General features: G+C 63.6%; 13 protein-coding genes, 1 pseudogene and 1 riboswitch. Of the genes and pseudogenes, 10 read left to right on the top strand and 4 right to left on the bottom strand.

Translation table 11 applies throughout. From position 1 onward, the window contains the following. Positions 1 to 51: 51 nt before the first annotated feature. From V8683_RS20855 to V8683_RS20815, 9 genes are all read left to right on the top strand, one after another. Entirely contained in the window at positions 52 to 1,167 is a 1,116-nt protein-coding gene (locus tag V8683_RS20855) for a SpoIIE family protein phosphatase (RefSeq protein WP_411192913.1), read from the top strand. A gap of 14 nt (positions 1,168 to 1,181) precedes the next feature. Continuing rightward, positions 1,182 to 1,745: a SiaB family protein kinase gene (locus V8683_RS20850; protein ID WP_411192912.1), complete on the top strand. Its 564-nt coding sequence runs from the start codon at positions 1,182 to 1,184 to the stop codon at positions 1,743 to 1,745. Positions 1,746 to 1,763: 18 nt separating this feature from the next. After that, positions 1,764 to 2,150: a DUF1987 domain-containing protein gene (locus V8683_RS20845; RefSeq protein ID WP_411192911.1), complete on the top strand. Its 387-nt coding sequence runs from the start codon at positions 1,764 to 1,766 to the stop codon at positions 2,148 to 2,150. Positions 2,151 to 2,161: 11 nt separating this feature from the next. Beyond that, on the top strand, positions 2,162 to 2,926 hold the full coding sequence (locus V8683_RS20840) for a GGDEF domain-containing protein (RefSeq protein WP_411192910.1): 765 nt from the start codon (positions 2,162 to 2,164) through the stop codon (positions 2,924 to 2,926). A gap of 348 nt (positions 2,927 to 3,274) precedes the next feature. Further along, on the top strand, positions 3,275 to 4,663 hold the full coding sequence (locus V8683_RS20835) for a class I SAM-dependent methyltransferase (RefSeq protein WP_411192909.1): 1,389 nt from the start codon (positions 3,275 to 3,277) through the stop codon (positions 4,661 to 4,663). 22 nt (positions 4,664 to 4,685) lie between these two features. Then, on the top strand, positions 4,686 to 6,020 hold the full coding sequence (locus V8683_RS20830; RefSeq protein WP_411192908.1) for a sensor histidine kinase: 1,335 nt from the start codon (positions 4,686 to 4,688) through the stop codon (positions 6,018 to 6,020). Positions 6,021 to 6,027: 7 nt separating this feature from the next. Continuing rightward, positions 6,028 to 7,161 carry an ATP-binding protein gene (locus tag V8683_RS20825; RefSeq protein WP_411192907.1) on the top strand — a complete coding sequence of 378 codons (1,134 nt, stop codon included), beginning with the start codon at positions 6,028 to 6,030 and terminating at the stop codon, positions 7,159 to 7,161. Next, complete coding sequence (locus tag V8683_RS20820; RefSeq protein WP_411192906.1) at positions 7,161 to 8,162, top strand: response regulator; 1,002 nt, start codon at positions 7,161 to 7,163, stop codon at positions 8,160 to 8,162. The genes V8683_RS20825 and V8683_RS20820 overlap by 1 nt, the downstream gene beginning before the upstream one ends. A 59-nt stretch (positions 8,163 to 8,221) precedes the next feature. Next, positions 8,222 to 8,433, top strand: a riboswitch (cobalamin riboswitch). Positions 8,434 to 8,523: 90 nt separating this feature from the next. Further along, the gene (locus V8683_RS20815) at positions 8,524 to 9,582 is read left to right on the top strand and encodes a HoxN/HupN/NixA family nickel/cobalt transporter (protein ID WP_411192905.1); all 1,059 of its coding nucleotides are present in this window, start codon (positions 8,524 to 8,526) and stop codon (positions 9,580 to 9,582) included. 57 nt (positions 9,583 to 9,639) lie between these two features. On the opposite strand, the gene V8683_RS20810 is transcribed toward V8683_RS20815, so the two are convergent. Next, positions 9,640 to 10,257: a glutathione S-transferase family protein gene (locus tag V8683_RS20810; RefSeq protein ID WP_411192904.1), complete on the bottom strand. Its 618-nt coding sequence runs from the start codon at positions 10,255 to 10,257 to the stop codon at positions 9,640 to 9,642. Between the two features lie 16 nt (positions 10,258 to 10,273). After that, entirely contained in the window at positions 10,274 to 10,639 is a 366-nt protein-coding gene (locus V8683_RS20805) for a YciI family protein (RefSeq protein ID WP_411192903.1), read from the bottom strand. An 83-nt stretch (positions 10,640 to 10,722) separates the two neighbouring features. On the opposite strand from V8683_RS20805, the gene V8683_RS20800 reads away from it, so the two are divergent. Next, entirely contained in the window at positions 10,723 to 11,169 is a 447-nt protein-coding gene (locus tag V8683_RS20800) for a MarR family winged helix-turn-helix transcriptional regulator (RefSeq protein ID WP_411192902.1), read from the top strand. A gap of 141 nt (positions 11,170 to 11,310) precedes the next feature. Here the strand turns inward: V8683_RS20800 and V8683_RS20795 are convergent, their stop codons facing one another. Both V8683_RS20795 and V8683_RS20790 read right to left on the bottom strand, forming a co-directional pair. Beyond that, a complete protein-coding gene (locus V8683_RS20795; RefSeq protein WP_411192901.1) occupies positions 11,311 to 13,047 on the bottom strand; it encodes a tetratricopeptide repeat protein in 1,737 nt (578 codons plus the stop codon). Positions 13,048 to 13,316: 269 nt separating this feature from the next. Then, a pseudogene (locus V8683_RS20790) lies at positions 13,317 to 13,777 on the bottom strand (amino acid:proton symporter); the annotation flags it as partial.

The following is a 13,777-nucleotide window of genomic DNA, read 5'->3' as shown; positions in this document are numbered from 1 at the left end:
CTGGTTCAGGAAGTGCCGGCCATTGACGCCACGGATTCGAATTCTCAGGTCATGGAGATTTTTTATTCGCGGCCCGATATGGTCAGTCTCGCTGTTGTCGAAAACAGTCGCCCTATCGGTTTGATCAATCGGGATATATTCCTCTCGAAAATGAGCAAGCCGTTTCATCGCGAGCTTTACGACAAAAAGAGCTGCATTGCGTTCATGGACAAGGAGCCGCTGATCGTCGATGCCGACATGAGCATCGAGGCGCTCACGTTCAAGACGGTCGAGGTGGGCGAGAAGGCGCTGGTGGACGGCTTCATCGTCACGCGTGAGGGACGGTTCGCGGGCGTCGGCAACGGCCTGCGGCTTCTCGGCAGCGTGGCGGAAATGCAGGCGGCCAAGAACCGCCAGATCATGCAGAGCATCGAATATGCGAGCGTGATCCAGCAGGCGATGTTGCGCGCGTCGCGCGACATGCTCTCGACCATGCTGCCCGATGCCGCGCTCGTCTGGGAGCCGCGCGACGTGGTGGGCGGCGACTTCTACCATTTCGCGTCGTTTCCCGACGGCTGGTTCGGCGCCGTGGCCGACTGCACCGGGCATGGCGTGCCCGGCGCGTTCATGACCCTGCTCGCTTCGGCCTCGCTGTCGCAAGCGCTGGAGAGGCTCGGGCCGCGCGACCCGTCGGCGCTGCTTGGCGCCGTGAACCGCAACGTCAAGGGGCTGCTAGGACAAATCAACGGCAGCGGCGACGCCCCGCAGTCCAACGACGGGCTCGACGCCGCCTTCTTCTGGTTCGATGCCGCCCGCCAGCAAGTATCGTTTGCCGGCGCGCGGGTGGCGCTGCATGTGCTTCGGCCGGATGCGGACGAATTCGAAACGATCGCCGGAGAACGCATGGGCGTGGGCTATGTAGACAGCCTCGCCGACTACGCATGGACGCTGCACACCGTCGAGGTTCCCCGCGGGAGCCTGCTGTTCGTTTCGACGGATGGGCTGACCGATCAGATCGGCGGTCCGCGAAAGATTGCCTTCGGCAAGCGCCGCGCAATCGAACTGATTCTGGGCCGCCGCGAGGAAGCACCGTCCGCGATTTGCGCGGGCCTGCTCGACGCGCTCGCCCAGTGGCAGGAAACGCAATCCCGGCGTGACGACGTCACGCTCTTCTTTGCACGAGTTTGAGGTACTCCACAACCATGTCTGTCACTATGGATCAGCATAGCTGCTTCTTCGAAATTGCCCAGCAGCGCAATCTGATTTTCTATCACAAAGGCTATTTCTCGCACAGCATCGTGGCGGCGATGAGCGAAGTCGTGAAGCTGCAACTGGAAGTCGCCGGCGTCACCACGTCGACGCGCCGGAAGATCTTTTCGTCCTTCATCGAGCTCTCGCAGAACATCGTCCACTATTCGTCGGACTCGCTGCCCGAGGCCACGGGGCAAGGCGGCGCGATCCGCGAAGGCGCGATGTGCATTTCCAGCGACGGCGAGCGTCACCTGATGGTGTGCATCAACCCGATCGCCACGCGTGCCGTCGACGATCTGCGCGAGAAGCTCGAACCGCTGCGCAACATGTCGATCGAAGAAATCAAGCAGGCCTACAAAACGTCGTTGCGCGCCGAAACGCCGGTCGACAGCAAGGGCGCGGGCCTCGGCTTCCTGACGATGGCGCGCGACGCCAGCGCTCCGATCGAATTTGCCTTTTATCCGCGCCAGGACGATCCGGGCACCACGCTGTTTTGCCTCAAGACCATCATCTGACCAGGGTCCGTGTACAGAATGGAAAATCTTTTCATCGCCGCCACGGCCACGTCGCCGGAAATCGACTTCCGCTTCGACCAGAACGTGCTTGCGCTTCGTGGCGAATCCTATCCCGAGAACGCCGCCGCATTCTATGCGCCCATCATGGAACAGTTGAACGCCTGGCTCGCGGGTTGCGCGGATGCCGCGATCACGGTCGACGTGACGCTCACCTACTTCAACAGCTCCAGCACGAAAATGCTCTTCGGCATGTTCGACGCCCTGGACCGGGCCGCGACGTCCGGCAACCGGGTGGAGGTGAACTGGTACCGCGACGAAGAAGACGAAACGATCCTCGAGTTCGGCGAGGAATTGCAAACCGATTTCACGGCGATCAAGTTCAACGATTGCCCGGTTGCAACTTGAGAACCGCCGTCGTGAAACCGGTCGACTCCCGGAGCGCGTCGCATGGCGACGCGCCGGATCTGTTCCGCAGCGAGAGCGAGGCCCTGGAACGCGCCAGGGCAATGTGCGAGGATCCGCACGCCGAAGCCGGGCGCTATCGCGAGGCGCTAGGCGAACTCATCGGCCATTACGAGCGCCTGATGCGCGAGACGCGCCGGCTGATCGGGCGCAGCGATCGGGCCGAGCGCGAAATGCAGGCACTGACCCAGCAGTTGCAGTATCGCGCGACTCACGACGCGCTCACCGGCGTGCTCAATCGCAGCGCCGTGATCGAGCGAACGGTCAAGGCGCTGCGCGTGAACCGGGCCGTGATGATCCTGCTCGACATCGACGACTTCAAGAAGGTCAACGACGATTTCGGCCACCCTGCCGGCGACACCGTGATTCTCGGCATCGTCAACTGCCTTCGCCAGATCCTTGGCAGCACGGGCTTCATCGGGCGCGTGGGCGGCGAGGAGTTCACCGTCGTGATGCCGGGCGCCGATATCGCCGATGCGCTGCTGCTCGCCGAAGACATGCGCGCGGCCATCGCCAGCCATGTGTTCCGGGCGCCCGTGAGCCGGAGCATCACGGCCAGTTTCGGCGTGAGCGACAACCCCGCGGGCACGGATTTCGATACTGCCTATGGCATCGCGGACGCCGCCCTCTACGCAGCGAAGCGCGGCGGCAGAAACCGCATCGAATTCGACGCGCAACAGCAAGTGAGCGCATCGAAGCCGGTGCCGCGGCAAGACTAGCGCGGCCACTGTATCGCGGCACCCTCGCGCTGGAATCCAGCGCCTGGAACCTGCGCCCGGCAACTGCGCTTGCCGCGTGCAGCGCCGCCTCCCCCGCCTGCATCCGCGACCTGCCCCCCCGGGCCGGAGGTCCTTCCCTCCAAAATTGGCATAGGTCAGAATAATCCGCGTTGATGTTACACTGCAACACGCCGGAGCCACTCCGGCCAAGGGTTTGGGTGTTTCCAGTGCAATGCTGGTTCGGACCGCGTCCACGGCATCGAATGCGATGCCGAACGTGCAGCCGCCATTCACTGGACCTCGTCCGATACCCCGCTGCGTTTTCCGGATTCCTCAGGTTCTTATACCGTGTACTCTCAAACGCAAATCGACCCGGTAGTTAGCTTCCGCAACTCACAGCGCGAGCAGGTGCGTGGAACCATCATCAACCTCCAGAGAAAGTCGCTGGTGATGGAGGTCTATAACCCATACTCGATCGTGCAGGTCAGCGAAGTCCTGAGCGACCTGAGCGTGCGGATGGGCGCCAAGAACGCCTATCTGGGCAAGGCGGTGGTCGTCAGCCTCGTGAACACCGGCCTCACCGCGGTGGTTTCGCTGGCGCTGATCGACGAGTGGCGCGAGCTTAGCGTGCTGCCCAACGAACCCAGGTCGGTCGGGCGGGAAGCCGAACTCTTCATCACCGACTGGGATACGCGCTTCAATATCCGGCGCGACTATCAGATCGTGGTCAACGAGATGCGCGCGTTCCTCTCGGAAGTGTCGCGCTGGGTCGAGCAGGTCGATCTGACCGAAAGCCTGCCGAAAAACGAAGGCAGGCTGCGCGAGGATCTGTTCTACGAGCTCGCCACGCCCATCATGGTCAAGGTCAAGACCTACCTCAACTGGCTGGAGGAAGAGGCGGAGCGTGTCGATCCCGAGCTGGCGCCCGTGCATCGATCCTATGCGCAGTCGGCACTGCATCCGCTGCTGCTGCGCGCGCCCTTCGTCTACCGGACGTTCACCAAGCCGCTGGGCTATGCCGGCGACTACGAGATGGTCAACCAGATCCTGAGCGATCCGCAGCAAGGGCCGACCACCTACTTCCAGATCGTCAACACGGCGTTCCTCAAGGCCGCCGTGGCAACCGCGCACCGCAACCGGATCACGCTGCTGATCGACTTTCTCACGCGTCAGGCCGATGCAGCGCGCATTGCGGGCAGGCCGTTTCGTATCCTCAACGTCGGCTGCGGACCGGCGTTCGAGATCCAGCGCTTCGTGCGCGAATATGCGCAGCCCGAGCTGCTGTCGTTTCAACTGGTCGATTTCAGCGAGGAAACGCTGGCCTTTACGGAGGCCTCGATCAAACAGGCGGCGGCCGAAGCCGGACACAAGACCTCGGTGGAAATGGTGCATCAATCCGTGCACGACCTGCTCAAACGCAAGATCTCGCCCGACGAGTCTTCGCGGGAATTCGACGCCGTCTACTGTGCCGGCCTCTTCGACTATCTCTCGGACAAGGTCTGCGCGCGTCTGTTGAGTTATTTCGCGGCCCGCACGCGGCCCGGCGGCCAGTTGCTCGTCACCAACGTCCATTCGGCGAACCCCGAGAAGTACGGCATGGAGCATCTGCTCGAGTGGTATCTGATCTATCGGAACGAGAGCGGCATGAGTTCGCTGCTGCCCACGCAATCCGCCGACCACAAGCTCTACGTCGATGAGACCGGGGTGAATGTGTTCGCGGAAGCCACGATCCTCTGAAACGCCGGCGGACACCCCATCCATGAGCACTGCTCAACTGCACACAGGCTATCAAACCGAACTGGCCGACTTCCGCGTGACCTTCAGCCGCGGCGGTGCCTGTACCGCCATCGTGCTCGTCCTGCTCGGCGTGGGGCTGGATTATGCGCAGTATCCTCAACAACTGATCTCGTTCTCTGCCGCGCGCGTGGTCGTCTCGCTGCTGATAGGCGGCATTGCGATCCTGCTGGGCAGCGTGGCGGGGCGACGCTTTTCTCCATGGTTGACGCTGTCCTGGCTACTGCTGCCGCAGATCATGATTTCGTGGATGATCTGGAGGACCGACGGGGTACTGTCGCCCTACTACATGGGCCTGAACCTGGCCATCTTCGCTTCGGGCATCGCACTGCCATTCGGCTTATGGCAGAACATGGTTTTCGGCGTGTTGTCCTGCGCGCTCTACCTGATTGCCTGCCTGCTGCATTCCGGCGGCGGCGCGCCTATCGGCACGCTGACCGTCAACGTCCTGCTCCTTCTGTTCGCCGCTGCCGCCAGCGGCGTCTATACCTTCTTCAACGAGCGGGTGCGCTTCATGTTGTTCCGCCTGAAGGCGGAAGTCTCGCAGAAGAACGCCGAGCTCGAATCGATCAACCGCAAGCTGGTCGACATCAAGGGGCAGTTGCTGCAGCAGGAAAAGATGGCGGCTATCGGTACGCTTGCCGCGGGGTTGCTGCATGAGGTCAATAACCCCGTGAACTTTTGCCTGATGGCAATCGAAGTCGCTATGGAAGAGCCCGCGGCCAAAGCGGAGCCAACGCTGCAGGAATGTCTCGTCGACGCCAAGCAGGGCATGCAGCGGATCCAGCACATCGTGTCGGACCTCAAGACCTTTGCCTACCGCAAGCCGGGCGCCGAAGCGGAGGTGGGGACGCCCTTCCTGTTCGAAAAAGCGCTCGATTCCGCTACGCGGCTTGTCGCGCACGAATTGCGCGGCGTCACGGTGACGCGCGAGCTTCCGACCGATACGCTCGTGCAGGGCGACGAAGCGGCCATCATCGGCGTGCTGATCAACCTGCTCTCCAACGCAGTCCTGGCCATGCGCAACGCGGGCACCACCGGGCCGGCGATTCACATCTCGGCGAAATGGGAGGAGCAACGCCTCGCCGTGACGGTCAAGGACAACGGGCCGGGCATCAAGGACGAGAATCTCGCGCGCGTGTTCGAGCCGTTCTTTACCACCCGCGAGGTGGGACAAGGCCTCGGCCTCGGCTTGTCGATCAGCTATGCGGTCATCGAGCGCCACGGCGGCCTGCTGTTCGCCGAGAGCGAGCTGGGCAACTGGGCGTCGTTCAGCTTCGATCTGTCGCGCGCGCCGTGAGAACGCCATGAACGAAATCCGGCAAGACATCCGGCAAACACAGCCCACGGTTCTCTACGTCGACGACGAAGAGCTGGCGGGAAAGTATTTCTCGCGCATGGTCGGTGCGGATTACGAGGTCCTGCTGGCCACGAGCAGCGATGAGGCCATCGCCGTCCTGGAGCGGGACAGCGCCCGCATTGCCGTGCTGGTCACGGATTTCCGCATGCCGGGCCGCGACGGCGGCGACCTGCTGCGCCAGGTGGCGCACGACTACCCGCACATCGTTCGGATTCTGGTGACGGCTTATGCCGACATCGACGTGCTGCTGCAGACGGTCAATACCGGCGAGGTGTTCCGCATCCTCGAAAAGCCGCTCAGGCAGGCTTCCGTGCGCGAGACGCTGCAACTGGCGTTCGAGCGCCACCAGGAACGCGCCATCCAGAATCACCGGCTGATCGCGATCGACGAGACTCTGGCCTTTCTGGCGCACGAATTGAACACGCCGCTTGCTGCCATCGCCTTGAACGCGAGCAACATCGAACATCGCGCCGACGAGCAGCACGAGTCGCAGTGGGATATCGACGGCGCCGCCCGATCCATGCGCGAGAGCGCGCAGTACTGCCTCGCGGTGGTTTCGTCCTTCTGGCGCTCGGTCCAAAACGGGCGCCGCAAGCCTGCCGGGGACGACGCCCGCAGCGAGATCACGGCGCACGGGCTGATTTCCGCCTTGCTCGATACCTATCCGTTCGCTGCGGGGCAGCGGTCGTGGGTACAGGTCGAGGTCGACGGCGACTTTGCCGTGGTCACGCAGCCGAACTGCGTGGCGCTCGTGCTCTCCTCGCTCTTGTCGAACGCGCTGCGCGCGCTCGCGGATATTCCCGCTCCGTCTGTGCGCTTTACCGTCACGGCGGAACCCAGTCCCGGTATCGGCATTTCCGACAACGGCCCGGGCATTCCGCCCGAGATCAAAGCCCGCCTGTTGACGGACCCGATTACAACGCACGCACAATCCGGCGGCCACGGCTTGGGCCTGATTCTATGCAACCGTGTCATGCAGTCTTGCGGCGGTGGACTTCGGATCGAGTCCACGTCGGGGGTTGGCACCAACGTAGTGCTGGATTTCCCCCCTATCAAAGGTCAAACACTCAGGAGTTGTTGATGAACGAAGCGAAAGCCAACCAGGAGTCGTCACCGGCGATCCTCTTCGTCGATGACGAGGCCACGGCCGTGAAGTACTTCCAGCGTGCCATTGGAAGCCTGGCGCCGGTCCTGACTGGCGGCTCGGTAGAGGAAGGCAAGGCGCTGCTGGACGCACACGGTGACAGGGTGGGGGTCCTTGTCTCCGACCAGCGCATGCCGGGCGAGTACGGCAACGAGTTGCTGCGTTACGCGAGCGAGCGCTATCCGCATATCGTGCGGATCTTGACCACCGCGTATTCGGAGATCGACCAGACCGTGGCGGCCGTGAACCTCGGTCAGATCCACCGCTATATCAAGAAGCCGTGGGACATCACCGCATTGCGCATGGAGCTGAAACAGGCGCTCGAACTGGCCGAGCTGCGCAAGGAGCGGGACCAGCTCGTGCGCGAGAAGCTGGGCGTGCTGCAAAAGCAGACGCTCGCCACGCGGATCGGCCTTGTCCGGTCCCTCTCGGCCGCGCTGATCGGGCCCGAGCGGTTCCAGCCGGTGGAGACCTACCTGGCTGCGGCGGTACTCGCCGAGGTACCCAGTCCCGAGCCGGACTGGCTGCTGATGGACTACTCCGATCTGATCGCTGCGGAGAGCGCCCGAAGCGGCACGTTTGGCCATATGGTGGCGGCGAACCTCGCGGCGCTGCGTAACCGCCACGTCGGCTCGACCACCGGCAACGCGGTGGCCGCGATGGCCGAAACGCTGGAGCACGCGGGCATCACGGTCCGGCGCGAAGGCGACGGCCTGATCCTGGACGATCTCACCGCGCTGGCCGAGTTCCTGGGCGAGCCGGCCAGCAAGGCCGTGTCGGTCCGGCACGCCGTCTGGCTGGCCAGCCTGCTTTGGCTGGACGGGAACGACTTCGCGCTCGAACCGGTACGCAAGGACAGTGGCATGGCGTTCCTGCCCACTCAGCACAGAACGGAATTTCCTGCCGACCGCCTCGCGGCCTGGATCGAGCAGTTCTGAACGCGGCAGGGGGTGAGAGCGGTTTTGCTCGAAAGGTTGACACCGCAACGTAGGGGCGATTACGCTTTCGCGCTGATGGTTCCCGGCAACGGGATCAAAAGGGAACGCAGTCGAAGCTCGCCGTGAAAACGGCCGGGTTTCGAAAGTCTGCGGCTGCCCCCGCAACTGTAAGCGGCGAGTCCATGCCACCCCGCGCCACTGGGAAACCGGGAAGGCCGGCACAGGACAGAGACCCGCGAGCCAGGAGACCTGCCATCAACCGAGGTCCATGCAGCCGCAACGGGCGGGGTGTCCCAATGCGCCAGCGCCGCTTTACGCGGTCGCTCGTTGCAGGGACAGTCCCGACCTCAGGATCTGTCACATGTCCACCACTCTGGAAACGGTTGCCGCTCCGGCGTCCCTCCGCCGCCGCGTCATCGGCATCTACGTCGTCCTTGCAGCCTTCAACATCGGTGCCTGGATCTGGGCATTCATCGCCTTTCACGCTCACCCGCTGCTCCTGAGCACAGGCCTCCTCGCCTATGGCTTTGGCCTGCGCCATGCCGTGGATGCCGACCATATCGCCGCGATCGACAACGTCACGCGCAAGCTGATGCAGGACGGCAAGCGTCCCGTGACCGTGGGCTTCTTCTTCGCGCTCGGCCACTCCGCCGTGGTGCTGCTGGTCGCGGCAGCCGTCGCGGCGACGGCCGCCGCCCTCGAAAGCCGCGTCGAAGCCTGGAAGGATCTTGGCGGCGTCATCTCCACCAGCGTCTCCGCGCTGTTCCTGTTTCTCATCGCCGCGATGAATATCGTCATCCTGCGCGGCGTGTGGCGCGCCTTCAACAAGGTCCGCCGCGGCAAGCCCTACGACAACGACGATCTCGATCTGCTGCTGAACAACCGCGGCCTCCTCGCCCGGCTCTTCCGCCCGCTCTTCCGCTTCGTTTCGGGACCGCTGTGGATGCTGCCGCTCGGCTTCCTGTTCGGCCTCGGCTTCGACACCGCAACGGAAGTGAGCCTGCTCGGCATTTCGGCAAGCCAGGCCGCGCAGGGCCTCTCGATGAGCGTCGTGCTCGTGTTTCCCGTGCTGTTCGCAGCCGGCATGTCGCTCGTCGATACGACCGACGGCGTGCTCATGCTCGGCGCCTACGACTGGGCCTTCGTGCGCCCCATCCGCAAGCTCTACTACAACCTCACGATCACGCTCGTCTCCGTGCTGGTTGCGGTGCTGATCGGCGGCATCGAAACGCTCGGGCTGATCGCCGACCAGTTCAACCTGAAAGGCGGTTTCTGGGATCTGATCGGCACCCTCAACGACAACTTCAACAACCTCGGCTTCGTCATCATCGGCGTGTTCATCCTCGCGTGGCTGGTGTCGTTCGCCATCTACCGCCTGAAACGCTACGACGAGCTGCCGGTCTACCGGTCGGGCCAGTAATTCACCGCGCGCGCTGCGGCGGGCAGCCGATGTCACGCAAACTTGCGTGCATCGGCATCACGCCGCCTTGCGCGCGTCGGCGATTCGCTGCGGCGCCTCGGGCCGTGCATACAGGCGTTCGAGGTATGCCTGCAAGCCCGGGAATCCATCGACCAACTGGATTTCGTTCGCCCAATCGATCAGATAGACCATCACGCAATCGGCCACCGTCAGCTTGTCGCCAACAAGGAACTGACGCCCTTCCAGATGCTTTTCGAGGATCGCGGCCATGGCTTTGAAATCCTCGCGCGCCAGCTCGATATCGGCCGGTAGGCGTTTGTCCGGCGGGTAAAGAAAGGCGTGCCGGGTAATTCTCCAGAGCGGCTGTTCGAGTTCGGTCACCGCGAACAGGGTCCAGCGATACACCTGCGCCCGTGCTTCGAGATCGACCGGCAGCAGCGCTTTCTCCGGATATTTTTCCGCAAGGTAGAGCACGATCGCGGCCGACTCCGGAATCACGAGGTCGCCGTCCACCAGCACGGGGACCTTGCCCGCCGGATTGATGCGCAGGAATTCGGGCTGCTTGTGCTCGCCCTGGAGCAGGTTCACCGACACATATTCGAAATCGGCATCGACTTCGTGCAGCCCCCACAGCGCACGTTGCGCGCGGGTCCCTGGAAATCCATAGAGTTTCATGACGGCTCCCTGGAAGTCAGCCGCGAGGGATCGGAAGAACGGGCATCACTTCAACCGACTCGCCCGGGAAGATCGCGAAATGCGGGTGGCCTTCAAACATCTTCGCGGCCTCTTCATGCGAGGCGCTGCGCACAACCGTAAAGCCAGACAGCGCGTTGACCGTTTCCTTGACGCCATGTTCGCCGATGGCCAAAGTCTTACCGAGCGGACCACCCATGTTGACAATCGCCGCCTGATGCTTGTCGACCCAGGCATGCCAGGCCGCAATGCCCTCCCGCTGCCTGGCGAGCCGTTCTTTTTCCGGCAATGCCATCCACGCATGCATGCGCGGGTTGTCCTTGCTGCCGAGAAACACCGCGAGAAACAATTGCTGATCGCTCATAGATCCTCCGTCCGATGAGGGGAGCAACGGAATGTTGCCCTTCGAGCCTTGACAGGATAGGTTGATATCAACATAATTGCAACATGGCACGGGCGAAAAAAATTCCCTTCGAAATGACCGCGATGGTTCGCGACTGCTGCCTGTGCCTGCATATGCAGCGCGCGGCACGCAACCTCGCGCGCATTTTCGACGACGCCTTGCGCCCGCTGGACCTCACGAACGGGCAGTTTTCGCTGCTGATGTCGCTCAACCGGCCCCATCCCCCGGCGATGAAAGACGTGTCCTCGCTGCTCGCGATGGATCGCACCACGCTAACGGCCGCGCTCAAACCACTGGAGCGGCGCGAGCTTGTCACCATTACGCAGGATCCGGACGACAAGCGCAGCCGTCTGCTCACCCTGACGCCCGCCGGCCAGCGGCTGCTCGCAGAGGCTTTCCCTTTGTGGCAGCAGATGCATGCCGAAATTGAAAAGCCCTTTGCTCCGGGTGAAGTCGATCGGCTGCGCCAGCAGTTGCGCGCGCTTTCATAGCGGTACGCGACAAAGTTGACCTCCCGCCCCTCCTTGCTCGCTTTTTAGTGCGCCGCGATGCTGCTGTTTGCGATGCGGCGCGTGGCGGACCGTTAGTTGCGCTTTTCCCATGACGGTGAGCCAGGGCAACCTCGCCGGGATTCAGGACGGGATCGTCGCCACGCGTGCCGCGAGCGCCTCGCGCACCGCGGCGAGAACGCTATCCCAGTCTCCAAGCGCGGGCTGCCGGAACAACCGGGCGCTCGAATACCAGGGCGTGTCGCTGCGTTCGAGCATCCAGCGCCAGCACGTATCGAAACGGTTCAGGATCCAGACCGGCTTGCCCATTGCGCCCGCGAGGTGCGCCGTCGACGTATCGACCGAGATCACGAGATCGAGGGTCGACACGAGTGCGGCCGTGTCGGCGAAGTCGGCAAGCTCGCGGGTGAAGTCGACGATATCGGCGCCAGGCTTCCCTGCGCCACGCTCCTGCAACGCGGCAAGCTGCTGCGCGGGCGCGCCTTTCTGCAGGCTGAAGAACCGGACACCCGGCACGTCGAAGAGCGGAAGCATCCGCTCCAGTGCGATCGAGCGACGTGCATCGTTCTTTCGGAGTTCGGGGACATGAGGCCGATCGCCGCCCGCCCAGACGAGCCCCACTTTCAGCGCCGCCGGACCCGCTGCTTGACTCACCTTTGCTTCCCAGTGCCCGACCGCTTGCGCATCCGCAAACAGATACGGCGTTGTGCCGGGGAGGGTCGCGACATCGGTTTTGAACGCAAGCGGCAAGCTCAGCAGCGGACAGTGCAAATCGAACGGCGGCAATGGATCGCCTTGCGCGACGATGTGCGCGACGCCTTCCAGCGGCGCGAGCAGCCGAACCAGTTCGGGCTGGACCTCCAGCACCACCTGTGCGCCGCGCCGTGCCAGCATCGACGCATAGCGGCAGAACTGCAAGGTGTCACCCAGGCCCTGCTCGGCGTGCAGCAGAATCGCCTTGCCGTCGAGCGGCGCGTCGCCAAGCCACAACGGCACTTCGAACGAGCGTCGGCTCGCCGCGTTGCGCCTGCGCTTCCAGCGCCATTCGTACTCGTGCCAGCCTTCCTCCTGCCGGCCCATCTGCAGGAGGCACAACGCGCGATTCCAATGCCCCTCGACATGGTCGGGCTTCAGCGCGAGGGCCTGGTCGTAGCTGGACAGTGCGTCGGCGTGACGATTCATGTCGATGAGCGCGAGCCCGAGATTGCTCCAGGCGTCGGCGAGGCCAGGTGCCGCCGCAATGGCCTTGCGGTAACTCTCTTCGGCTTCCGCGGGCCGGTTCAGGTCGCTCAGGGCATTGCCGCGATTGCTCCAGGCTTCGGCGTAATCGGGCCGCAGCGCGAGCGCCCGGTCGCAGTTCGTTACCGCCTCTTCGGGTCGGCCCAGGTCGCGCAGCACGCAACTGCGGTTGTTCCAGGCCTCGGGCATTTCAGGCTTGAGCGCAAGCGCGCGATCGAGGCTCTCCAGCGCTTCGGCGGGCATGTCGAGTGCGCCCAGCGCCATGCCGCGATTGGTCAGCGCGTCGACGAAATCCGGCATCAGCGCGAGCGCGTGGTTGGCACGCTCGAGCGCCTCCTTGTGCCGCGATCTGGCATTGAGCGCGAACGCGAGGTTCGAGTGAATCGCCGCCTGCTTCCCGTTGATCGAGAGAGCGGTTTGCAGCAGGGCTATGCCCTCGTCGAGATGGCCCGTCTGCAAGGCGAGCGCGCCCAGCAACTGCAGTGCGTCGAAGTGTTTGGGCCGAACCGCGAGGATCTCCCGATAAATCTCGGCGGCTTCGGTCCACGCGCCATTTTGCTGAAGCGCGAGCGCCTGCTGAAGCAGGGCGTCGAGTTGCCGCTGATTGAGTGGTTTCCTCATGATTGCGTCTCGCACAGGGCGTGCTGCCGTGTGGGTCCATACAAAGTGATGGGCGAGATTATGGCCGATATGGCGCGTGGCCTTCGATTCCGACGTTTTTCCCGGAGCCGATGGGGCGCTGGCGCGGTCGGGAGCCTTGGCCTGCGCCGCACGGTCCAACGAATTCGATCACCTCGCGGCCAGGCACAGTAAAAAAGGCCCGCCTGAATCGCTCCAGGCGGGCCTCGCTGTTCATGGCGGCACGAACGCCGCCCAAAGAGGATCGGCGATCAGTGCGCGCCGATACCCTCGAGCACCTCGTCCTCCTCGTCGCGCTCCTTCAGGTACGGCGAGCGATAACCCGAGTGAACGCCCCAGAAGTAGAACACCAGCGAGAACAACGCCACCACCAGCATGTCCCAGCCGTAGGGAATCACGTTGCTGCCGCCGAACTGCTTGCTGCCGATCAGCGAAAGCACCGCCATCGTCGGCAGGTAGGCGCACAGCCACCACGCCGCCTTCAGGTCCTGGCCCCAGCCGCCCCAGCCCTTCTTGCCCTGGAAGTAGAAGTACACCGGCAGCGCCACGATCATCAGAAGAATGATCTCGCCCGTCAGCGGCCACTTCGCCCAGTACAGGATCATCGACGCGCAGACGAACGCGAACGGCGCGATTACCTTCATGAGCGGCACGGACAGCGGACGATCGAGGTCCGGCGCGGCACGCTTGAGCGCCATCAGGCTGATCGGAC

The sequence above is a fragment of the Paraburkholderia sp. AV2 genome, from assembly GCF_054968425.1.
The sequence above is the reverse complement of the archived record's forward strand: the minus strand, read 5'-3'. Positions and strand labels throughout refer to the sequence as shown.